We start from the raw sequence: 21,366 nt of genomic DNA, 5'->3' as shown, positions 1-21,366 counted from the left end.
GCGCCGGTGCAGGATCTGGGCCGCGTGCTGCTGGTCGACGACAGCGAGCTGCAGCTGGATATCCTGGAGAAGCAGCTGCAGGTGCTGGGCGCCGAGGTGGTGACCTGCCGCAGCGGCGCCGCCGCGCTGGACCAGCTCGAGGGTGTCGACCTGGTGATCACCGATCACAACATGGCGGAAATGGACGGCATGGAACTGGCCGAGGCGATCCGCGAGCGCGGCTGCGAGGTGCCGATCCTGCTGCTGACCCCCGCCGTGCATTTCGCCGAGCTGGACCCGGCCAGACGCCATCTGCACGCGGTGCTGCAAAGCCCGATGCTGCGCGATGACTTCTTCGCCGCGCTGCGCTCTCTGGCCGCGCCCGAGGCGAAGGGCGGGGAAGGCGGACAGGGGTCGGCCCCCGCTCTGCCCGCGCCGCCTGAAGGGGGGGCCGAGGAGGGACGCGAGTCGCGGCGCGGCAATCTGCGTTGCGCCCGGGTCCTGGCGGCCGAGGACAACAAGACCAACCGCCTGGTCTTCCGCAAGATCCTGGCCCAGGCGGATATCGAGCTGCGCTTTGCCGAGAATGGCGCCGAGGCGGTCGCCCTGCACGGCGACTTCGATCCCGACATCATCTTCATGGACATCTCGATGCCCGGCATGGACGGCAAGGAGGCCACCCGGCTGATCCGCGCCACCGAAGAGATCACCGGACGCCATGTGCCGATCATCGCCATGACCGCCCATGCGCTGGACGGGGACGAGGCGCGCTTCCTCGCCGCCGGTATGGATCACTACCTGTCGAAACCGCTGCGCAAGGCGGATGTGCTGGACCATCTCGCCAGCCTCACCCCGCCCGAGCTGCGCCCCCCCTTCCACGCGCCGCCCGAGGAAGAGAAACGCAGCGAGAGCGGGTAGGCGCCGGGCCCGGTCCAACTGCCACCCGCTGCGCCCCAAAAGCAGCGCCCCGGTGCGGCGCGCGCCATCTTCGGGGTAAGGCTTGGGCCCGGCGCGACAGAACGCGCGATCACTTGGGGTGCCCGAGTGTCCCGCCTAACCGCAGTTTACAGCGCCCCCGGCGCGGGACGCAGCGACCAGGTGCGGCATCGCTGCCCTTGTACAGGACCTGCACGAGTCCCTGTGGCGGCGGGGGCTCGCCCTGCCGATACTTGCAGAGCGCCCCGCCTGAACCGTGGATGAGCGCCGGGACGCCTGGCAGGCTTTTGACGTCTTCGCCCAGTCACGGGGCGGCAGGGGGCTCTGCCCCCATCGGCTGCGCCGATTCCCCCGGAGTACTTTCAGCCTGGTGATGTTGCAGGGGGCCCGGGGCACCGCCCTGCTTCCATTCCGAGGCCATAAATACGCACTGCCCGGGCGCCGCCGGACGGAGGGCGGATCAGGCCGCCACGGCCTCGGCATTGCGCAGGAAGACCAGCTCTGTCACGGAGGACCGGCCGGGCTGGAAGTGGTAGCCGCCAAGGTCGAAATCGGCGAGGCCCGCCGGATCGGTGATGCGGCGGGTGATGGCAAAGCGGGCCATGGCACCGCGCGCGCGCTTGGCGTTGAAGGAGATCACCTTCTCGGCGCCGTTCTTCACGTCGAGGAAGACCGGGGTGACGATCTTCAGGCCCAGGGCCTTCCGGTCAACCGCGCCGAAATACTCCTGGCTGGCGCAGTTCAGCAGGGTGTCCGTGCCCAGCGTTTCGGCCTGAGCCTTCAGCGCCCCGGCGATCTTGTCCCCCCAGAACTGGTAGAGGTTGCTGCCGCGGTCGGTCTTCAGCCGCGTGCCCATCTCCAGCCGGTAGGGCTGCATGCCGTCCAGCGGGCGCAGCACGCCGTAGAGGCCCGAGAGGATACGCAGGTGATCCTGGGCGAAGGCGACTTCCTCGGCGTCCAGGCTTTGCGCGTCCAGGCCCTGGTAGGTGTCGCCTGCGAAGGCGAACATGGCCGGGCGCAGGACGTCTGGCGTGGGGTCTTCCCGGTAGTCGCGGTAGCGGTCGTGGTTCAGCTTCGAGAGGTTTTCCGACAGGTCCATCAGCTTTGAGATCTCTGAGACCGACTTCTCGCGCATCACCCGGATCAGCTCGGCGCTGTCGCCCGGGAAGGGCGGTTCGGTCAGCGCGTGCTTCCGTTCGCTCCAGTCGAGTTTCTTGGCCGGTGACACCACGATCAGCATTCTGTTCCCCTTTTCTTCTCAGCCCCGACATATCGCGTCAGGCCGGGCTGTCCACCCCCTGACGCAGCGTCTTCAGGCAGTTTCGCGAAGGGCATCCAGGAAGGCGGCGCCGAAGCGTTCAGCGCGGCGTTCGCCGAGGATGCGTTCCAGCTGCGCGGCGTCCGAGGGGCGGGCCTCGGCCACCTTGGCGATCAGCGAGGCCGAGCAGGAGAGCGGCTTGTCGGTGCCCTCTTCGCCGCGCGCCAGATCGTGCTGGATCTGCATCAGCCGGTCATAGAGCGTCCCGGCCTCGCGGCCCGCCAGTCGCAGGCGCTTGGGGTGCAGCCCCTCGACCGCGCCGGTGATCACCTCGAGGAAGGTGGCGCCGTAGGCCTGCAGCTTCTTGGCGCCGATGCCGGTGATCCCGGCCATCTGGTCAAGGCTGGCGGGCTTCTGCTCGGCCATCTCGATCAGGGTACGGTCGTTGAAGATGACATAGGCCGGCACGCGCTGTTCCTCGGCCAGGGCCCGACGCTTGGCCTTCAGCGCCGAGAGCAGCGGTTCGTCCTCTTCCGACACCAGCGTCTTGGCGGCCGGGCGGCGGGCGGACTTGGCGGCGGTGATGCTGTCGCGGCGCAGGCGGATGCTTTCCTCGCCGCGCAGGATCGGGCGGGCGGCCTCGGTCATGAACAGCGCACCGTGGCGCTCGCCGTTCGGGCGGATCAGGTCATGCCCCTGCATCTGCCGGAAGATCGCCTGCCATTCGGCCTTCTTGAACTCCTGCCCCACGCCATAGGTCGGCAGGCTGTCGTGGCCGCGCTCGCGGATCTTGTCGGTTTCGGTGCCCGTCAGGATGTCGATCAGGTGACCGGCGCCGAACCATTCCTCGGTCCGCAGGATGGCCGAGAGCGCCTTGCGCACGGCCTCTGTGCCGTCGAAGGTCTCGGGCGGACGGTCGCAGAGATCGCAATTGCCGCAGTGCGCGCAGGTTTCTCCGAAATAGCCCAGAAGCTGGGCGCGGCGGCATTCCAGCGCCTCGGCGAGGCCCAGAAGCGCGTTCAGACGGCCATGGTCGGCGGCGCGGCGTTCGGGCGGAGCCAGTCCCTCGTCGATCTGCGCGCGGCGCAGGCGGATGTCGTCGGGGCCGAACAGCGTCATGGTCTCGGCCGGGGCGCCGTCGCGACCGGCGCGGCCGATCTCCTGGTAATAGGCCTCGATCGACTTGGGCAGATCCGCATGGGCGACCCAGCGGATGTCCGGCTTGTCGACGCCCATGCCGAAGGCCACCGTGGCGACGACCACCAGCCCGTCTTCCTGCTGGAAGCGAAGTTCGGCCTCGCGGCGGGCGTCGGGTTCCATCCCGCCGTGGTAGTGGATCGCCGACAGCCCTGCCTCGCGCAGGGCCTGGGCGATGCCCTCGGTCCGGGCGCGGGTGCCGCAGTAGACGATGCCCGACTGGCCCTTGCGGGCGGTGGCGAAGTCCAGGATCTGGCGGCGAGGGGAGTTCTTGGCGGAAAACGCCAGGTGGATGTTGGGACGGTCGAAGCCGCGCAGGAAGCATTTCGGCTGCTGCCCGGCGAAGAGGCGGCGAATGATCTCGGCCTGCGTCTCTTCATCGGCGGTGGCGGTGAAGGCGGCCAGCGGCACGTCCAGCATCTCGCGCAGCTCGCCGATGCGCAGGTAGTCGGGGCGGAAGTCATGGCCCCATTGGCTGACGCAATGGGCCTCGTCGACGGCGATCAGGGAAACGTTGATGCGGCGCAGCATCTGCATGGCGCCACCAGAGGCCAGCCGCTCCGGCGCGAGGTAGAGCAGCTTCAGAGAGCCCTCTTCCAGCGCGGTCCAGACGGCCTCGGTCTCTTCCTCGGTATTGCCGGAGGTGAGCGCACCAGCGGCCACGCCCGCCTGGCGCAACGCGCGCACCTGGTCGCGCATCAGCGCGATCAGCGGAGATATCACCACCGTGACCCCCTGGCGCATCAGCGCGGGCAGCTGGAAACAGAGGGACTTGCCGCCCCCCGTGGGCATGATGGCAAGCGTGTTCTGCCCCGAGGCGACGGCCTCGACGATCTCGCCCTGACCCGGGCGGAAGGCGTCGAAGCCAAATACGTCGCGCAGCAGCCGTTCTGCCTCTGCCATCCTGTCATCCCCTGTCTGCGAACAGGGGACACCATCCCATATTAAAAAGGGGTGAACAAGGCAGGGACCGCCAGATGCGGGGGTCTTGTCGGGTTACATATACCCGATGTTGTTGGAGACGACGATGCGGATCACCATGATGCCCAGCAGGACGATCAGCGGCGCAAGGTCGAGCCCCCCCATGGGCGGCAGGATGCGGCGGATCGGCGCGTACATCGGCTCCAGCAGGCGGTTCAGACCGTACCAGATCTGGGCGACGAACTGCTGGCGCACGTTCAGCACCTGGAATGAGATCAGCCAGGACATGATCACATGGGCGATGACGAAGAACCAGACGACGCTCAGGATGAGGTCGAGGATCATCAGCAGGGATTGCATGGGCATACTCCGGGTTTCAGGGCCGAACACAGGTAAGCAAACCGGACTGAAAGCACAAGCCGGACGCAGGGTTTCGGTTGACGGGCGCGATGCGGCACCGCAGCAGAGGGGCGAAGGAGAGCCCCATGTACCCCTATATCCGCCTCGCCAAGGAATACCTGAAGTACCGCAACGCACCGAAGCTGGCGCCGGGCGAGGTGCATGTCTCTCATCACATCGTCTGGCCCTGGGATATCGACCCCTGGATGGAGCTGAACAACGGTCGCACCCTGACGCTGTTCGACCTGGGCCGCATTCCCTATGCCGCCCGCACCGGGCTGGTCGGGATGATGAAGCGCGAGAAATGGGGGCTGACGGTGGCCGGCACGGCGATCCGCTACCGCAAGCGTCTGACGCCCTTCACAAGGGTCGAGATGCGCACCCGCCTGATGGGCGTCGACGCGCGGTTCCTCTACATGGAACAGAGCATGTGGGTGGGCGATGACTGCGCCAACCACGCCACGCTGCGCACCGGGGTGATCAAGGATCGCAGGCTGGTCCCGGTGGCAGAGGTCGCGGCGGCACTTGGGCCGGATGTCGTGCTGCCTGCCCTGCCCGCCTGGGCCGAGGCGCTGTTCAGCGCCGAGAACGACCGCCCATGGCCGCCCGAGATGTAGCTCAGGCCGCGCCGGTGTCGGCGACCGAGCCCTTCAGGATGTACTTGGCATCGCAGTAGCCGCATTCGACAAAGCCGGTATCGGCGGGGATGTGCAGCCAGACCCGAGGGTGTCCGAGCGCGCCTTCACCGCCATCACAGGCGACCTTGGCGGTTTCGACGATCTTGGTTTCCGGGGCTTCGATCGGCATTTGGGTCCCTCGCGAATGAGCTGCCTATGGGCTGCAATTAGCGTGAATGCGCGGGCGCGTGCAAGTCGCGCCGCGCGCGGCCTTTGGTAGCGGTTACTCTGCCGTCTCAAGCATCCGGCCCAGCATCCGGCCACCGAGGACATGCAGGTGGAAATGCGGCACTTCCTGCACTCCATGGCTTCCGGCATTGGAAATGAAGCGCGCGCCCATCCCGGTATCGGCCCCGACGCCGGCCATTTCGACCACCTTGGCAACCGCCCGGGTGAAGTCGAGGATCTCGGCGTCCGAGGCCTCGGCGGCGAAATGGTCGTAGGTCACGTAAGCGCCCTTGGGGATCACCAGGACATGGGTCGGCGCCTGCGGGCGGATGTCGGCAAAGGCCAGCGTGTGCTCGGTTTCCAGCACGGTGTTGTTGGGGATCTCGCCGCGCAGGATCTTGGCGAAGATGTTCTGGTCGTCATAGGCATAGGCCATGGGGCACCTCAGTCACTGAACAGGTGGGGGAGGGAAAGGATCTCTTCCGCGGTGTCATCGCGCACCGAGAGGAATTGCGCCAGCGCCGCCGCGTTCTGCGTCAGGCTGTCAGACTGACGGATCCGGGTCAGGTTGTCGAACCCCGCATCGCGGATGCGGTCGCTTTCGTGGGCGATGTCGTGGCGGATGGTCGGCAGCAGCCGCTCAAGCGACTCGCGCGAGGTCTGGTCGCCGGCCAGCCCGACCCGGCGGGCGTGGCCGATCAGGTAGTCGTCGGTGAAGTCGCATTGCACTTCCAGCAGGCGGGTCCGCGCCCGGTCGCTGCAGAAGTCGTGCAGCAGGTGCAGCCCCTCGGGATCCATGCAGACCACCATGCGGTCGGTGCCGTGGTAGTCGAAGAGCATCCGCATCAGGGCCCGCCGGTGCCGAGTCCGCTTGTCCAGCGTCGACTGGATGCCGCCGAGGTCGGGCAGCGGCGTCGAGCCCTCGTGGAAGAGGTATTCGATCACCCTGATGTCGGTGGTTTCGGCGATGCGCGCCACCAGCCGCTTGGCCACGTGCCACTTCTTGCAGATCACGATCATCAGCTCGCGTTCGCGGCCAAGCGAGCTTTCGGTTTCCCAGAAGCGCGTGGCGAAGCGGCGACCGATGCGGCCCCGGTCGGTGAGGAAGCGGAACAGTGAGCGCCCCTCGTTGGAAATCTGGAAATCGACGCCCTCGGCGGCATAGAGCTGGCCCAGCCGGCGCTTGATCTCATGCGCCTCGGGGCTGATCTTGCGGGCGAACAGGAAATCCTGGCTCAGCAGCAGTTCGTAGTGGTCGTTGTAGAAGGTGACCGGCATCCCGTAGTCGGTGAACATCAGGAACGTCAGGGTGCGGGCGCGTATTTCCTTCTCGGGCACAAGGTGGCGGACGACGGTCTGGAAGAAGGTCTCGTCGGGGATCCAGGTGGTCCGGAAGAAGCGCATCACGTCGCGGCGCTGGCGGGTGAAGTCCAGGATGGCCTCGATGGTGCGGCGGCGCAGGCACCACCACTGAGAGCCGATCATCACCTGGATGTCCTCGGGGATCTGCCGCTCCAGCCCCAGTTTTTTCTGCCACTCCATCAGCTTGTAGAACCAGAACTTGTGGCGACGCTCGTTCAGGTAATGCCGGTAGATCAGCCGTTCTTCCTTGATCCCGGTCTTGATCCAGCCCGACGTGAAGAAATCGAAGCTCTCGATATAGTCGACCTCGTCGCGGTCAAGGAACTCATGCGCATATTCGGCGGACTTAATCGCCATGCAGTCGCCCGAGAGCATGTAGAAATGGGTGGCACGCGGGAAGGCTTCCACCGCGGCCTCGACGGCCAGCAAAGTGGCCTCGACCAGCGACCACTCGCCCCAGCCACATTTGCAGCGTTTGCGGGCGAAAGTGACACGCGGGTTGTCCTTCAGCGCCTCGCGGATCATCTGGTAATGCTCGGGCCTGGCACGGGCGTCGAAGTGGATCGACATGTAATCCCCGACCGCCGTCAGCCGGTTGGCCTGGTCGATGATCCCCTGCGGGTCCTTGTGACAGAGCAATATGAAAGCGATCGTCGCCATGGGCGCCTGCGAGGCCCTTCAACGGGTTGAGGTCCGCCCAGTGATACGCGTCATGCAGGATTGATAAAACAGGGTTTCTTTGCTTTTTTGTGCGACAAGCGCGCCGGCCCCGGAAAACGGGCAGTCATAACATCGCGGCGCAGCACGGAGGGCGCGCAGAATGGGGTTTCCCGGAACCTGGATGACGGAAAGCGAAAGCGTGGTCTATCGCGTGGTGCCCAAGTGCGCCTGCTCGACCATCGGCCAGATCATGTTCTACTCGGACCATGGCCGCTTCTTTGACGGTGATATCCACGATTCCACCGAGGGGCTGCACAAGTGGTCGCAGGATCACAGCCAGCCGCTGATCGAAGCCAACGTGAGGGCGCATGGCTCTTACGCCTTCACCTGCGTGCGCAATCCCTACACCCGCATCCTGTCCAGCTTCTTCGACAAGATCTGCGGCATCCAGCGCAACGGCCGCCGCTACCGGGGCAAGCTGGTGCCCCTCTTGATCCAGAAATACGGCATCGAGGTCGGCGGCGAGAACGGCAAGGACGAGTTCGACCAGATCGCCAGCTTCCGCCGCTTCCTGCTGTTTGCCCGCGATACCATCCGCTGGCGCCGCCCGATGGAGCCCGACATCCACTGGTCCGCCATGTCCGGTCATGTCAGCACCTTCATCGTCAACGGCGGGCGCTACGACAAGATCTTCTGGACCGAAGGCTTCAACGACGGGATGCAGCAGGTGCTCGACGCGATCGAGACGCCCCATGCGGTCGACCTGTCCGCCATCCCCCGCTTCAACGAAAGCGAAGGCCACGGGCCCAAGCGCGCCCATCCGGTCGAGGCCTATTTCGACGATCTCTCGATGCACCTGGTGCGCGAGATCTATCACCGCGATTTCGAGTTGTTCAAATACGATTTCGACAACCCTGCCAACAAGATGCCCATCGGAGAGATCGACCTGGACGAGGTTCACGCCAAGCTGGGCGAGTGATCACACCCCGAGGTAGCCGCGCGCCGCGCGTTCCAGCCTGGGCAGGATCGCGTCCACGTCCCGCTCTCCTGCCAGGCAGGCGGCATCGGCCACGGCATTTGTCATCGCGGCCAGGTCGCGCGCGGCCAGCTCGGGCTCGGGCACGTCATGGGCACGCAGCACGGCGATGACCAGCGCGGCGATTTCGGCCTTCAGGGCCTGGGTCTCGGCATCCAGCGGCAGGTGGCGCTCTGCCTCCTCGATGGCAGCGGCGCGGGCCGGGTCGGCGCGGTGGTGCTCCAGCGAAGCCGCCAGCAGCAGGTGGATGGCGCGGGTAATGTCCTGTCCGTCGCAGGCGCGCGCGGCGCGGCGCAGGTCTTCCAGCATCTCGGCGCGCATGGCGCGGACCAGTTCAGCCAGGATGGCCTCCTTGCCGGGATAGTACTGGTAGAGCGAGCCGATGGAGACCCCCGCCAGCTCTGCCACCGCATTTGTGCTGACCGCCGCCACCCCGCCGCGCTGCAAAATACGAGCCGCCGCCTCCTGCACCGCCTCGCAGGTCGCCCGCGCCCGCGCCTGTCGCGGAGATTTCCTAAGTTTGACAGGGGGTTCTCTTGTCATCTGCGGAGCACCTCGGGATGCGAGTATGAAACCTGAGCCTTTGCTCGGATTCTGCATGTGTCCGCTTTTCCTGCAAGGTGCCTCATGACCCAGACCTACTTCCTGCTTCTCACCGCCCTGCCCGCCTTCCTGCAGATCCCCCGCGCCGAGCGCGATGCCCGCGCCGCCGATGCGCTGGCGCAGGCCGGCCTGTCGCAGATGCGCTTCTTCGATGCCGAGGCCTTCTCGGCGCAGTGCTCGGATATTGCCATGGTCGAAGGGATGTCCCCGACGGCCTTCCACCGCGCCATGGAGGTGCTGCGGGACGGTCCGGTCTTCAGCACTCCCTGGTTCAGGCTCGAGGCGGTGATCCCGACGCTCGAGAACGGCCACCACATGATGCGGGAGGGCGCGTGATGGCCCGGACCGTGCTTGTCACCGGCGCAACGCGTGGCGTCGGCCGGGCGCTGGCGCTGCAACTGCAACAGGCCGGCTGCCAGGTGATCACGGTGGCGCGGTCTGTCGACGCCCTGCCCGCGGGGGTCGAGGGGCTGGCGCTGGATCTCGCCTCCCCCGATGCCGCGGCGCGCATCACAAGCTGGGTGCGCGCGGAGCATCCGCGCTGCGCCGGGTTGATCAACAATGCTGCCATCATGGTGCATTCACTGCTGACCGAGGACCCGCAGCCCGCCGAAGTGTCGCGCGAGATCGCCATCAACCTCGTGACGCCGATGCAGCTTTCGGCGCAGCTGCTGCCGGTGATCGCGGCGCAGGAGGGCTTTGTCTGCAATGTCACCTCGGGTCTCGCGCTGGCGCCGAAGCGAGATGCGGCGGTCTACTCGGCCTCGAAATCCGGGCTGCGCGCCTTCAGCCGCGCGCTGTGCGACCAGGTGCGCCTGGCGGCGCTGCCGGTGCAGGTGCATGAAGCCCTGTTGCCGCTGGTCGACACCGGCCTTTCACAGGGAGCGCCCGAGGGAAAGATGCCACCCGAGGAGGCCGCGCGGCAGATCCTTGCGGGTATCCGCAGCGGCGAGGAAGAGCTCGACGTGGGCAAGGTCCGGCTGCTGCGGCTGCTGCTCAGGCTCTCACCGGCGCTGGCCTATGGGATCATCCGGCGGTCCTGAGATGCAAAAAGCCCCGCCGCAAGCGGCAGGGCAAGGTGGCGGCACCGCGTCCCCCAGGATGCGGCGCCCGCGGATAACCGTTTGGCTCAGCGCATTTCCTGGCGGATCTGCTGGCGCATGGCGTCGATCGGGATCTGCTTGCCGTCCCGCTTGATGCACCAGTAGGTCCAGCCATTGCACGACGGCGCGCCTTCAAGCTTGGCGCCGACCTGGTGGATCGAGCCCTTGATGTCATCCTCGTTGGTCAGCGTGCCATCGGCACGCACCTTGGCCTTGTGACGACCGTTCGAGGACCACAGCTCTTCTCCCGGACGCAGCATGCCGCGCTCGACCAGCTGGCCGAAGGGCACACGCGGCTCGGCGCGCTTGGCACGGGTGACTTCCAGCGCCTCGTTGTCGAACTTGCGGATCTTGGCGATGCGCGCCTCCGCGACCTCTCGGTAGGCCTCCTCGCGCTCGATGCCGATGAAGTTGCGGCCCAGCATCTTGGCGACGGCGCCGGTGGTGCCGGTGCCGAAGAAGGGATCCAGCACTACGTCGCCGGGGTTGGTCGACCCGATCAGCACACGATGCAGCAGGCTCTGCGGCTTCTGCGTCGGATGGGCCTTGTCGCCGTTGGCATCCTTCAGGCGCTCGTGGCCGTTGCAGATCGGCAGCACCCAGTCCGAGCGCATCTGCACGCCTTCATTCAGCTCCTTCAGCGCCTCGTAGTTGAAGGTGTACTTGGCCTTCTCGGACTTCGAGGCCCAGATCATCGTCTCGTGGGCATTGGTCAGCCGCTTGCCGCGGAAGTTCGGCATCGGGTTGGCCTTGCGCCAGACCACGTCGTTCAGGATCCAGTAGCCCTCGTTCTGCAGGGCGGCGCCGACGCGGAAGATGTTGTGGTAGCTGCCGATGACCCAGATCGCACCGTTCGGCTTCAGGATCCGACGCGCTGCCTTCAGCCAGTCCTTGGTGAAGCGGTCGTAGGCCTCGAAGCTGGCGAACTGGTCCCAGTGATCGTCCACCGCATCGACCTTCGAGTTGTCGGGCCGGTGCAGGTCCCCCCGAAGCTGCAGGTTGTAGGGCGGATCAGCGAAGATCAGATCGACCGAATTCTCGGGAAGTGCATTCATCACCTCCACGCAATCACCGGGCAAAATGGTATTGAGAGGGAGCTCGGAAGCCCCTTTTGCTTTGGTTTTCATCATGTACTGCCTCAATGCACGGCGCAGTTTTCGCGCTCGTTGTTGTGGACAAATGATGAGTCAGACCGGAGTCCGCGTCAATTTATTTATTCAAATCAGGTGTTTGGTTTTCGGCTCGACACAAGATATTGCGCACCGGAGCGAAGGAACGCCTATGATGTGGGGTGACGCCCAGATCCTGTAAAGCGGATTTATGTGCCTTCGTCGGGTAGCCCGCGTTGCCCTCCCAGCCGTAGCCGGGGAACTGTTGCGCCAAATCCTCCATGATCGCGTCGCGGGCAATCTTGGCCATGATCGAGGCGGCCGCGATGGACAGCGACTTTGCGTCCCCCTTCACCACGGCCGTCGCCGGCAGGTTCAGCCCCTTAGGAATCCTGTTGCCGTCGATCAGCACGTGGTCGGGGCGCACCGGCAGCGCGGCAAGCGCGCGCAGCATCGCCAGGTGGCTGGCCTGCAGGATGTTGATCTCGTCGATCTCCTCGACGCTGGCATGGGCGACGGCAACATGGGCGCTGGCGCTCAGCGCCTCCTGCAGGATGCGGCGCCGCTTCGCCCCCAGCTTCTTGGAATCGTTGACGCCCTCGGGAATGGCCGCCGGGTCGAGAACCACAGCCGCCGCCGTCACCGGCCCCGCCAGAGGGCCACGGCCCACTTCATCCACCCCGGCAATCAGCCGGGCGCCCCGCGCCATCAGCGCCTCTTCCAAGGTAAAGTCCGGTCCCATGCCGCCATGAAGCAGGACCGAAGCGCCGATACAAGGAAAACCCCGCCCCGGAGGATCCGGGACGGGGCGGGGTGCTGCTCGACTTATATGCGGGTCGGTTCAGGCGGTCTTCCAGCCGTATTGCTGCATGCAGGCCTTGCGGTAGATGAACTTCACGCCCTTGCGGTTCTGCGGCACGTCGGTGCGCTGGCGGCAGTTGTCCGGCAGGGCCTGCGGGTAGGACGCGGTGTTCTTGGCGCAGGCCGCGGCATAGCCGACGGCACGGTAGCCGTTCACCCAGGTGCGCACTTCGCAGGATTGCGCCACGGTGCGGGCCGGACGAGGGCGGGGCTTGGGCTGGGGCTGCCAGCCGCCGTGGTGACCACCGTTGTTCCAGCCGCCGTTATGGCCGCCGTTGTTCCAGTTGCCGTTGTTGTGGTTGTTGTTGTTCGCCTTCGACTCGTTCGCGATGGCCGAGCCGATGATGGCGATGGCGCCGATACCGATCAGGGCGCGGGCCAGCTCCTTGTCTCCGGCCTGGGCGGGGGCAGCGGCGACGGAGCTCAGCGCCACGGCGCCGGCGAGGGTCGAGAGGATGGCCTTGCGGGTGTTCTGGAAGAAGCGGGTCATGTCGAGGTCCTTTCGGTCTGGTATCTGCGGCGCCATGTATCGGGGTGGTGCGGCGCCTGTTCAGTGAGGCCCGAGCAGGGGGCCCGGAAGCGATGAGACGAACATGGGCCGCCCCCCGACTGCCGGGCAATATCACCCCGGCGCTATCCGATAGCCCCGCCGAAATCCCCGCCGTTATCCGATAACAACCCGCGAAAAGCCCTTCGGTTCAGCCTGTTATCCGATAGCAGCCTGCCGGGGCCTCTCTGTCATTGAATAGCTGCCGGACTTGGCGGAAAGTGGCCGTATGACACGCTTCATCGCCTCTCTCACCCTGGTCCTCGCGACCCTCGCCCTGCCGGTTTCCGCGCAGGCGGCCTGCTACGCCGACTACAAGGCCAAGCGGGATCAGCCCTACGAGCTGCACTACGGCGTCATGCAGGTTTCCGCCTGCGACAAGGGCGCCGCCGCCAATGAAGTCCGCGCAAGGCTTGCACAAGCGGGCTGGGTGCTGCTCAATGTCGTCTCGGTATTCGACGACGGCGGGCTGGCCGGCAGGAAGGCAAATGCAGGACCCTACTATCTTCGCTTCTGATCTGCGGAAGTCCGGGACGCGCGCCGTGGCCATTGGCCTCGGCGCCGTCGTCGCGATTCTGGCGCTTGCCGCCGTCTTCCTGTTCCTCACGCTGCCCGATGCCGGCGCCTTTAACGCGCGCGTCGAGCGCATCTTCATCGAGAACGACCTGACCACCCAGGCCGAGGTCAAGCTGCTGAACATCCTGGCCCTGTCGGGCACGGCGTTTTCCGAAACGCTGATCAGCTACCGCATGGTCATCTTCGTACTGCTGGTCTTCTCGACGGCGCTGCTGCTGGCCGCGCTCGGCTTCCTGATCATGCTGGTCTCGATGAACCGCCGCATGGCGCAGATCGAGCGCGCCGGGATCGAGGTGAACTCCCTGATGATCTCGCGCGACGAGAAGATGGTCTACCTGAACAACCTCGGCTTCAAGCTGACCGATGCAGCGCTGGAAACGCTCTCGGTGCTGGCCGAGGCGCGGATGGATGATGACGTGCTTTCGGGCGTGCAGATCGAATCGATGATCTCGGGCCGCGACGAGGCCGATTGCGAAGAGGCCGCCGGCGCCACCCGGATCAAGCGGCTGCGCGACACCCTCGGCAACCAGATCGTCAGCGAGCTGCTGATTAAGAACATTGCCCGTCGCGGCTATGTCCTTTCGGTGGGCAAGGATGTTATCCGGATGCTGTAAAGCCAGCGACCGGAGGCCCCCATGACACGCAGCATCGACATCAACTCGGATCTCGGCGAGGCCTATGGCCCCTGGCAGATGGGCGACGACGCCGCGATGCTGGATATCGTCACCTCGGCCAATGTCGCCTGCGGTGGCCATGCCTCGGATCCCGATACCATGTACCGCACGCTGGTGATGTGCCGCGAGAAGGGCGTCACCGCCGGGGCCCATCCCGGCTTTCCCGACCGCCAGGGCTTCGGCCGCCGCGTCATCCCGATGACCGCCTCGGAGGTCACCAACATGGTCGCCGCGCAGATCGGCGCCCTGCAGGGCATCGCCACGCTGGCGGGCTGCCCGGTGACCTACGTCAAGCCGCATGGCGCGCTGAACAACTTCGCCTCTGCCGACCGCGCCACCGCCGATGCCATTGCCGTCGCGGTGAAGACCTCGGGCCTCGCCATGCTGGCGATTTCCGGCACCGAGCTGGAAAAGGCCTCCCGCGATGCAGGTATCGAGACGATCTCGGAGATCTTCGCCGACCGCGGCTATCAGGAGAACGGCCTGCTGGTGCCCCGCGGCACCCCGGGCGCGATGATCCACGACCCGAAGGCCGCCGCCGCCCGCATCCTGCACCTGCTGGACACCGGCAACATGCAGACGATCACCGGCACAGAGATCCCGCTGGCCGCCCAGTCGATCTGCGTGCACGGGGACGAAGCCAGCGCCGTGGCGCTCGCCGCCGAACTGCGCGCCCGGCTGGAAGCCGAAGGCGTGACGATCGCCGCCTTCGCATGAGTCCATCTGTTCGACGGCCTGAAATACGCTCAGGGGGCTGAGCGGCGTCCAGGCAACCGTCCGGGGGACGATTTCAGCCGCGAAGGGGCCGAGACCTGCGTTGGTCTGCGAATGCAAAAAGGGGGGCTGAAAGCCCCCCTCCCCCGTTCATGAAGTCCCGAAAGATCAGCTGGGTGACATGCCCCGCAGCCGCTCGGAGCGTCGGCGCAGCAGCTCGACCGTCGTCAGCAGCGCGATGGAAATGGCCACCAGGATCGTCGCCACCGCAAGAATGGTGGGCGAGATCTGCTCCCGCAGACCGATGAACATCTGCCAGGGCAGGGTTTTCTGGCCGGCTGAGCCGACAAACAGCACCACGACCACCTCGTCGAAGGAGGTGATGAAGGCGAACAGCCCGCCCGAGATCACACCGGGCAGGATCAGCGGCATCTGCACCCGGAAGAAGGTGGTGACCGGGTCCGCGCCCATGTTCGCCGCCGCGCGGGTCAGCGAGTTGTCGAAGCCGACCAGGGTCGCCGTCACGGTGATGATGACGAAGGGAATGCCAAGCGCCGCATGGGCCAGCACCACGCCGAGGTAGGTGCCCTGCAGGCCGATGCGCGAGTAGAAGAAGTACATCCCCGCCGCCGAGATGATCAGCGGCACGATCATCGGCGAGATCAGGATCGCCATGATCGCGCGCCGGAAGGGCACATGCGGCTGGCTCAGGCCGATGGCCGCCAGGGTGCCGAAGCCGACCGCCAGCAGGGTTGCCACCGGCGCGATGCGCACCGAGTTCCACAGCGCCCCCTGCCAGTCGGAGGTGTTGAAGAAGTCCCTGTAGTGCTTCAGCGAATAGCCCGCCGGGTCGAAGCTGAGCATTTCCGGGGTGAAGGTGAAGAAGTCCTCGGCGTTGAAGCTCAGTGGCATGACCACGAGGATCGGGGTGATCAGGAAGATCAGGATCATCCCGGCGATGGTGCGGAAGGCGAAATGCCACAGCACCTGGCGCGGGGTCGAATAGGGCGGCATCCCCGTCCGGTAGCGCCCCGAGGCGACGTAGTAGACCAGCCAGCCGAAGAAGGTGCCGAAGATCAGCCCCAGCACGATGCCTGGCACCCCCGCGAACAGGAAGCCTCCGGCGACGAACAGGATCAGGATCCCCCAGCGGGCGGGCCTTTCCTGTTCGCGCAGGAAAGCCACCGCGGCCCAGCCGAGGGCGAAGATCAGCACCGCGCCGCCCAGCAGGCCCAGCAGGGCGCTGCCCGAGGCGGTGCCGACGAAGATCCCGAAGAAGGCGCCGAATACGGCGGCCACTCCGGCGGCGAAGATGGCGGATGTGGGTTTTGCGATTGTCAGTGCCATGGTCTCGCCCTCCTCAGCCCAGTTTCACGTTGTCGATGCCGACGATGCGGTCGTAGGCCCAGTAGAGCAGCAGCACCACGGCCAGCAGGATCGCCCCGAGCGCCGCCGCCAGGCCCCAGTTCAGCGAGCTGGAGATATGGTAGGCGATCCGGTTAGAGATGAACGTCCCGGTCGTGCCGCCGACGATTTCCGGCGTGATGTAATAGCCGATGGCCAGGATGAAGACGAGGATCGAGCCCGCGCCGATGCCCGGCACCGATTGCGGGAAGTAGACCCTCCAGAAGGCCGTCCAGTTGGTGGCGCCGAGGGATTTCGCCGCGCGCAGGTAGCTGGGCGGAATGCCCTGCATCACCGAGTAGAGCGGCAGGATCATGAAGGGCAGCAGGATGTGGGTCATCGCCACGATGGTGCCGAACTGGTTGTTGATCATCACCAGCCGGTCATTGTCGGCCACCAGGCCCAGCCAGACCAGCACGTCGTTGATCACCCCCTGCTGCTGCAGCATCACCTTCCAGGCCGAGGTCCGCACCAGCAGCGAGGTCCAGAAGGGCAGCAGCACCAGGATCATCAGCAGGTTGGCCTTCGAGCTGGGCAGGTTCGCCAGCAGCCAGGCCACGGGATAGCCCAGCAGGATGCAGCTGAGCGTGATGGTCAGCGACATGAAGAGCGTCCGCTTGAACAGCATGATGTAGATGCTCTCGCGCTCGGGCCGGGTGGCGACCCCGTCGGGGGTCAGCTGCAGGTCGACCGCGTTCAGGAAGTACCCGGTGGTATAGCGCGGGCTGTAGGTCTGGATCACCGCCCAGACCTCGGGGTCGTTCCAGTCGGCATCGACCTCTTCGTCGAAGAACTGCGAGAGCGGCATCAGGGGCAGACTGTCCAGATCTGCCTGTGCGGCGCGCAGCGCGTCACCGCCGGGGCCGGCATAGCCCGAGACATCGGCCTGCTGCAGGTCAAGCGCCAGCCCGACATAGACGGATTCCCAGGGGTCTTCCTCGGCCACCACGTCACCGTCGACGAGGGCAGTGAAGACCGCGAAGTCGCTGTAGGCGCGGGTCGTGCGGGGCAGCAGCGCGGCGATCTCGGCCGAAGGCGCAAAGCCCGTGTCGCCGCCCAGCCGGTCGCCGGTCATCTGCGCGACAGCACGGCGGCGGGCAGTGATGACCTCCTCGGCCGCCTCGCCCTCGCCGCTCATCAGCTCGAACCAGAAGGCGCCCTCGCCCCAGGCCGGGTCGATCGCTTCCAGCGCATCCAGGTAGTCGTCGCCGAGATCGTCCAGCGACCGTCCCGACGAGCGGATGAGCGAGCTGAGGCCGCTCATCTCGTAATTCAGGCGACCGCCCAGGCGGGTATGCTCCTTCGCCTCTGCGGCGACGAACATGTCGAAGTAGAGCGCCTCGTAGACGGTTTCCGAAGGCGGCGCCTGCGTGGTGTGGTCCCAGTCCGAGAGGGTCTCGACCGTTTCGGGCAGGGTGTCCGAGACGATCTGGTTCTCGACCGAACGGAACAGCATGTCGGCGATCGGGGCGATGAAGGTCAGCAGCACGAAGAGCAGCAGCGGCGCGATCAGCATCAGGGCCCGCAGTTTCTGTCGCCGCAGCGCGCGGTTCAGGCTGCGTTTCAGTGGCGTGCCATCGGCGGCCAGCATTGGGCCCGCGCCGGCCCCGGCGGTGTCTGTCGTGTGGCTCATGTCTTCCCCGTGGGTTTCTGCCGTGTGCCGGCCTTGTTCTTGACGGCCCCGTTGTCCGGGGTCTGGCCGCGCAGGGCGGCGGTCGGGGACCGGCCCGAAGGCCGATCCCCCTCATGCAGGCAGGAGATTACTGCGCCAGCCACGCCTGGAACTTGGCGTCCAGGTCGTCGCGATGGTCAGCCCACCAGTTGTAGTTGTTCACGAAGGTGTTCTCGGCGTTGTTGGGATCGGTCGGCATATGCGGTGCCATCTCGATGCCCAGGTCGGCGTGGGTCGACACCAGCGGCGCCGAAGAGGCACGGGCCGGGCCGTAGCTGATGTACTTGGCCTGATCCGCCAGACGCTGGGTGTCGGTGGCGAAGAACAGGAAGTCCATCACGCGGGCCAGGCGATCCTCGGGCAGGCCCTCGGGGATGACCCAACCGTCGATGTCGAACATCTGCCAGTCCCAGGCCATGCCGATCGGCTGGTCCTGCTCGACGATGGCCGAGAACAGGCGGCCGTTGTAGGCCGAGCCCATGAAGATCTCGCCATCGGCCAGCAGCTGCGGCGGCTCGGCAGAGGCGGACCACCAGATGGTCTGGTCCTTGATGCTGTCGAGCTTGGCGAAGGCCTGCTCGACGCCCTCGTCGGTTTCCAGCACGTCGTAGACATCTTCATAGGCCACGCCGTCGCAGAGCAACGCCCATTCCATGTTGGCGACCGGCTGCTTGTTGAGCGCGCGCTTGCCCGGATAGGTCTCGAGGTCGAAGACATCGCAGGCGCCGGTCGGCGGCTCGACGCCCTCGGGGACCATGTCGGTCCGATAGCCGAAGGTGGTCGAGAAGACGATCTGCGGCACGAAGCAGTCGCTGACCAGCATGTCGCCGAAATCATCCTCGGGCGAGGTGCCATCGGGGGCCGGCGCCAGCGCATCGTCCCAGTCGACTTCCATCGCCAGGCCTTCGTCACAGGTACGGATCGCATCCGCGGCCTCGACGTCGACCAGGTCCCAGGTGATGTTGCCGGCTTCTTCCTGCGCGCGCATCTTCGCCACGGCCTGCGACGAGCTTTCGTCCCAGGTCACGGTGACGCCGGGGTTCGCGGCCATGTAGGGCTCGACATAGGCTTTCAGCTGCGAGTTCTGGTAGGCGCCACCCCAGGACACGATGGTCATCTCGTTGGCCATGTCCTGCGCGGCGGCCGCACTGCCCAGCAGGGCCAGCGCCGAACCGGCGAGGAGGGTCTGCGTCAGTTTCATTTCATAACTCCCATTTTCAACCCGTCTGTTTCGTTGTGGATCCGCCACTACGGGTGGAGCGGCAGGACCTCGACAGGCCGCCCCGGCGCGGGCCGGAGCGGATGCTCTGTGGCTCAGGCGTCCAGCGCCCGGCAGTCGTCGGGAAGCCAGCCGATCTCGATCTGCTGGCCCTTCTGCAGGCGCACCTGGTCGGGGGCGTTCCGCGTCTTCATCACGAAGTCGGTGTTGCCGGCGACACGCAGGCGGGTGCGGAAGATGTCGCCCATGTAGACGAACTCCAGCACCTCGGCCTTGAGGGTATGGGCGCCCTCCTGCAGGCGCGACTTGTCCATCTCGACCCGCTCGGGGCGGATCGAGACGCGGGTGCGCTGCCCCACCTCCGTGACATTGACCGGCCGGGCGGAGATCACCTCGCCGCCGTCCAGCTGCACCTCGCAGGTATTTCCGCTGATCGACTTGATGACGCCTTCCAGCGTGTTGTTTTCGCCGATGAACTGGGCAACGAAGCTGTTTTCGGGCTCTTCGTACAGCTGGTCCGGCGGCGCCAGCTGCTGGATACGGCCGTCATTGAACACGGCGACCCGGTCCGACATGGTCAGCGCCTCGGTCTGGTCGTGGGTCACGTAGACCGTGGTGATGCCCAGATCATGGGCCAGGCGGGTGATCTCGAACTGCATGTGCTCGCGCAGCTGCTTGTCGAGCGCGCCCAGAGGTTCGTCCATCAGCACCAGCTCGGGTTCGAAGACCAGGGCGCGGGCCAGGGCGATCCGCTGCTGCTGGCCGCCGGACAGCTGGGCCGGACGGCGCCCGGCGAAGGCCCCCATCTGCACCATGCCCAGCGCCCGCTTGATCTTCGCCTCGCGCGCCGACTTGCTCATCTTGCGCACTTCCAGCGGGAACGAGAGGTTCTCGGCCACGGTCATGTGCGGGAAGAGGGCGTAGTTCTGGAACACCATGCCGATGCCGCGCTTGTGCGGCGGGATGTTGTTGATCGGCTGACCGGCCAGCTTGATCTCGCCGTAGGTCGCGGTCTCGAACCCCGCGAGCATCATCAGGCAGGTGGTCTTGCCCGATCCCGACGGCCCCAGCATGGTCAGGAACTCGCCCTTGGGCATGGTCAGGTTCAGGTCCTTCACGACCAGCGTCTCGCCGTCGTAGCTCTTCTGCACCCGTTCGAAGGCGACGAATGCCCCGCTGTCTGATGTTTCTGCCAATTCAGGCTCCCCGTTTCGTTTTTGCTTCGCGGGTTGAAGGGCCCGCGTTAGGCTCGGGAGGAAGCTCTTGTTATGGCGCGCCTCCGGTCGGAGGTGGCGGGTCGGTCCCGCCGGGATGCCCCGGCCTAGCGCCGCGACGTGATGGACCGGAGATGCAGCTTCTCACCCATGAACGTCATTCATCTTGAGTCTTAGATCATCTCCGGCCTGATTTCACATCCTCGTTTCCGAAGAAATCAGCCAGAAATGCGCCTGAGACGTCGTATTTCTTCCCAAGCCTACCCACATGCACAGGAAATAGGCAAGCCCTTCGACACTGCCGGGACTGCCGAACTTTCTCACGGCCTCACTTGCGAGCGACTTCGGAGTTGAATACCGTTCACTTTCAAGAGGGCCAGATGACACCGAAAGAGAGCGAGAACGGGATCAAGGAAGGACGGGTAGCGCGGCGGCAGCGGCGCAACCGCGAGGCCCTGATTCGTGCGGCCAGCGACGTCATGTCCGAAAAGGGCATCGACGCGGCCACCATGCTCGAGATCGCCGATCGGGCCGATGTCGGGGCCGGCACCGTCTACAACTACTTCAGATCCAAGGATGATCTGGCCATCGCGGTGCTTGAGGAAGTGATGCAGGGCCTGGCGCTGCGCATCGAGAGCGCCACCGAGGGCTACGAGGATACCGCCCATATCTACGCCATCGCAGTGCTGACCGTTCTCGAAACCTCGACGACGGATCCCCGCTGGCAGCAGTTGCTCAACCGGTCGGGAATCGTGGCGGATGTGATGTTCCGGCGGATCGGCCCCTTCACCATCGACCTGCTCAGCCGGTCCGCTGCAACCGGCCGACTGCAGACCGGAGATCCGACGCTGGCCTGGCGGCTGACCACCCATGCGATCGTCGGTTTCGGCCTGGCGGTGATCCGCAAGGAAGTCGCCCCGGTGTCTATCCCCTCTGCGGCGATCCGGCTGATGGCCCTGGTCGGCCTTGAGGCCGCCGAGGCCGAGGCGCTGCTGTCCAGGCCCCGTCCGACCCTGCCGCCCGAGATCGCCCTGCAACCGCTGGAACCAGACCACTGACACCTGGCCCCCGACATCT

The 21,366-nt window shown here is 66.0% G+C and carries 23 protein-coding genes; 9 read left to right on the top strand and 14 right to left on the bottom strand.

Going from position 1 to position 21,366, the window contains the following annotated elements:
* Nucleotides 1-897: response regulator (locus OS124_RS0118030; protein WP_010141268.1), on the top strand; the 897-nt coding region annotated here is incomplete at its 5' end.
* A 478-nt stretch (nt 898-1,375) separates the two neighbouring features.
* Here the strand turns inward: OS124_RS0118030 and yaaA are convergent.
* The 3 genes from yaaA to OS124_RS0118015 all read right to left on the bottom strand — a co-directional run bounded on the left by yaaA (nt 1,376) and on the right by OS124_RS0118015 (nt 4,651).
* The gene (yaaA, locus tag OS124_RS0118025; protein ID WP_010141267.1) at nt 1,376-2,155 is read right to left on the bottom strand and encodes a peroxide stress protein YaaA; all 780 of its coding nucleotides are present in this window, start codon (nt 2,153-2,155) and stop codon (nt 1,376-1,378) included.
* A 72-nt stretch (nt 2,156-2,227) separates the two neighbouring features.
* Nucleotides 2,228-4,273: a DNA helicase RecQ gene (gene recQ / locus OS124_RS0118020; RefSeq protein ID WP_010141266.1), complete on the bottom strand. Its 2,046-nt coding sequence runs from the start codon at nt 4,271-4,273 to the stop codon at nt 2,228-2,230.
* A gap of 93 nt (nt 4,274-4,366) precedes the next feature.
* A complete protein-coding gene (locus OS124_RS0118015) occupies nt 4,367-4,651 on the bottom strand; it encodes a YggT family protein (RefSeq protein WP_010141265.1) in 285 nt (94 codons plus the stop codon).
* A 125-nt stretch (nt 4,652-4,776) separates the two neighbouring features.
* Between OS124_RS0118015 and OS124_RS0118010 the strand changes: the two genes are divergently transcribed.
* Nucleotides 4,777-5,307 carry an acyl-CoA thioesterase gene (locus tag OS124_RS0118010; protein WP_010141264.1) on the top strand — a complete coding sequence of 177 codons (531 nt, stop codon included), beginning with the start codon at nt 4,777-4,779 and terminating at the stop codon, nt 5,305-5,307.
* 1 nt (nt 5,308) lies between these two features.
* Here the strand turns inward: OS124_RS0118010 and OS124_RS0118005 are convergent, their stop codons facing one another.
* The 3 genes from OS124_RS0118005 to OS124_RS0117995 all read right to left on the bottom strand — a co-directional run bounded on the left by OS124_RS0118005 (nt 5,309) and on the right by OS124_RS0117995 (nt 7,557).
* On the bottom strand, nt 5,309-5,497 hold the full coding sequence (locus OS124_RS0118005) for a zinc-finger domain-containing protein (RefSeq protein ID WP_010141263.1): 189 nt from the start codon (nt 5,495-5,497) through the stop codon (nt 5,309-5,311).
* Nucleotides 5,498-5,590: 93 nt separating this feature from the next.
* The gene (locus OS124_RS0118000) at nt 5,591-5,971 is read right to left on the bottom strand and encodes an HIT domain-containing protein (protein ID WP_010141261.1); all 381 of its coding nucleotides are present in this window, start codon (nt 5,969-5,971) and stop codon (nt 5,591-5,593) included.
* Between the two features lie 8 nt (nt 5,972-5,979).
* Nucleotides 5,980-7,557: a DUF5928 domain-containing protein gene (locus OS124_RS0117995; protein WP_010141260.1), complete on the bottom strand. Its 1,578-nt coding sequence runs from the start codon at nt 7,555-7,557 to the stop codon at nt 5,980-5,982.
* A gap of 160 nt (nt 7,558-7,717) precedes the next feature.
* Between OS124_RS0117995 and OS124_RS0117990 the strand changes: the two genes are divergently transcribed.
* Nucleotides 7,718-8,536, top strand: a complete 819-nt coding sequence (locus OS124_RS0117990; RefSeq protein ID WP_010141259.1) for a sulfotransferase family protein — start codon at nt 7,718-7,720, stop codon at nt 8,534-8,536.
* Here OS124_RS0117990 and OS124_RS0117985 read toward each other — a convergent pair whose 3' ends face one another.
* Nucleotides 8,537-9,136: a TetR/AcrR family transcriptional regulator gene (locus OS124_RS0117985; protein WP_029375556.1), complete on the bottom strand. Its 600-nt coding sequence runs from the start codon at nt 9,134-9,136 to the stop codon at nt 8,537-8,539.
* Between the two features lie 84 nt (nt 9,137-9,220).
* Here OS124_RS0117985 and OS124_RS27740 point away from each other — a divergent pair, with 84 nt between their 5' ends.
* A complete protein-coding gene (locus tag OS124_RS27740) occupies nt 9,221-9,532 on the top strand; it encodes a hypothetical protein (RefSeq protein ID WP_010141257.1) in 312 nt (103 codons plus the stop codon).
* Complete coding sequence (locus tag OS124_RS0117975; protein ID WP_010141256.1) at nt 9,532-10,239, top strand: SDR family NAD(P)-dependent oxidoreductase; 708 nt, start codon at nt 9,532-9,534, stop codon at nt 10,237-10,239. The genes OS124_RS27740 and OS124_RS0117975 overlap by 1 nt, the downstream gene beginning before the upstream one ends.
* A gap of 86 nt (nt 10,240-10,325) precedes the next feature.
* On the opposite strand, the gene OS124_RS0117970 is transcribed toward OS124_RS0117975, so the two are convergent.
* The 3 genes from OS124_RS0117970 to OS124_RS26215 form a co-directional block, all read right to left on the bottom strand.
* A complete protein-coding gene (locus tag OS124_RS0117970) occupies nt 10,326-11,429 on the bottom strand; it encodes a site-specific DNA-methyltransferase (RefSeq protein WP_029375553.1) in 1,104 nt (367 codons plus the stop codon).
* A gap of 79 nt (nt 11,430-11,508) precedes the next feature.
* Complete coding sequence (locus OS124_RS0117965) at nt 11,509-12,150, bottom strand: ribonuclease HII (RefSeq protein WP_029375552.1); 642 nt, start codon at nt 12,148-12,150, stop codon at nt 11,509-11,511.
* Nucleotides 12,151-12,249: 99 nt separating this feature from the next.
* A complete protein-coding gene (locus OS124_RS26215; RefSeq protein ID WP_010141253.1) occupies nt 12,250-12,759 on the bottom strand; it encodes a hypothetical protein in 510 nt (169 codons plus the stop codon).
* A gap of 286 nt (nt 12,760-13,045) precedes the next feature.
* On the opposite strand from OS124_RS26215, the gene OS124_RS0117955 reads away from it, so the two are divergent.
* Genes OS124_RS0117955 through OS124_RS0117945 form a run of 3 tightly spaced genes read left to right on the top strand, consistent with a single transcriptional unit; the run spans nt 13,046 to nt 14,783 of the window.
* The gene (locus OS124_RS0117955; protein ID WP_010141251.1) at nt 13,046-13,333 is read left to right on the top strand and encodes a hypothetical protein; all 288 of its coding nucleotides are present in this window, start codon (nt 13,046-13,048) and stop codon (nt 13,331-13,333) included.
* Nucleotides 13,305-14,006 carry a helix-turn-helix domain-containing protein gene (locus OS124_RS0117950; protein ID WP_010141250.1) on the top strand — a complete coding sequence of 234 codons (702 nt, stop codon included), beginning with the start codon at nt 13,305-13,307 and terminating at the stop codon, nt 14,004-14,006. The genes OS124_RS0117955 and OS124_RS0117950 overlap by 29 nt, the downstream gene beginning before the upstream one ends.
* A gap of 21 nt (nt 14,007-14,027) precedes the next feature.
* A complete protein-coding gene (locus OS124_RS0117945) occupies nt 14,028-14,783 on the top strand; it encodes a LamB/YcsF family protein (protein WP_010141249.1) in 756 nt (251 codons plus the stop codon).
* A 165-nt stretch (nt 14,784-14,948) separates the two neighbouring features.
* Here the strand turns inward: OS124_RS0117945 and OS124_RS0117940 are convergent, their stop codons facing one another.
* The 4 genes from OS124_RS0117940 to OS124_RS0117925 all read right to left on the bottom strand — a co-directional run bounded on the left by OS124_RS0117940 (nt 14,949) and on the right by OS124_RS0117925 (nt 20,271).
* On the bottom strand, nt 14,949-16,127 hold the full coding sequence (locus tag OS124_RS0117940; RefSeq protein ID WP_010141248.1) for an ABC transporter permease: 1,179 nt from the start codon (nt 16,125-16,127) through the stop codon (nt 14,949-14,951).
* A 13-nt stretch (nt 16,128-16,140) separates the two neighbouring features.
* Nucleotides 16,141-17,817 (bottom strand): ABC transporter permease, encoded by a 1,677-nt coding sequence (locus OS124_RS0117935; RefSeq protein WP_010141247.1) that lies wholly within the window; start codon nt 17,815-17,817, stop codon nt 16,141-16,143.
* Nucleotides 17,818-17,944: 127 nt separating this feature from the next.
* A complete protein-coding gene (locus tag OS124_RS0117930; protein WP_010141246.1) occupies nt 17,945-19,057 on the bottom strand; it encodes an extracellular solute-binding protein in 1,113 nt (370 codons plus the stop codon).
* A gap of 113 nt (nt 19,058-19,170) precedes the next feature.
* Entirely contained in the window at nt 19,171-20,271 is a 1,101-nt protein-coding gene (locus OS124_RS0117925; protein WP_010141245.1) for an ABC transporter ATP-binding protein, read from the bottom strand.
* Between the two features lie 398 nt (nt 20,272-20,669).
* Here OS124_RS0117925 and OS124_RS0117920 point away from each other — a divergent pair, with 398 nt between their 5' ends.
* Complete coding sequence (locus OS124_RS0117920; RefSeq protein WP_010141243.1) at nt 20,670-21,347, top strand: TetR/AcrR family transcriptional regulator; 678 nt, start codon at nt 20,670-20,672, stop codon at nt 21,345-21,347.
* The last annotated feature ends 19 nt before the right edge of the window (nt 21,348-21,366 follow it).

The sequence above is a fragment of the Oceanicola sp. S124 genome (assembly GCF_000220565.1).
In the GTDB taxonomy this organism is placed as follows: Bacteria; Pseudomonadota; Alphaproteobacteria; order Rhodobacterales; family Rhodobacteraceae; genus Pseudooceanicola.
The sequence above is the reverse complement of the archived record's forward strand: the minus strand, read 5'-3'. Positions and strand labels throughout refer to the sequence as shown.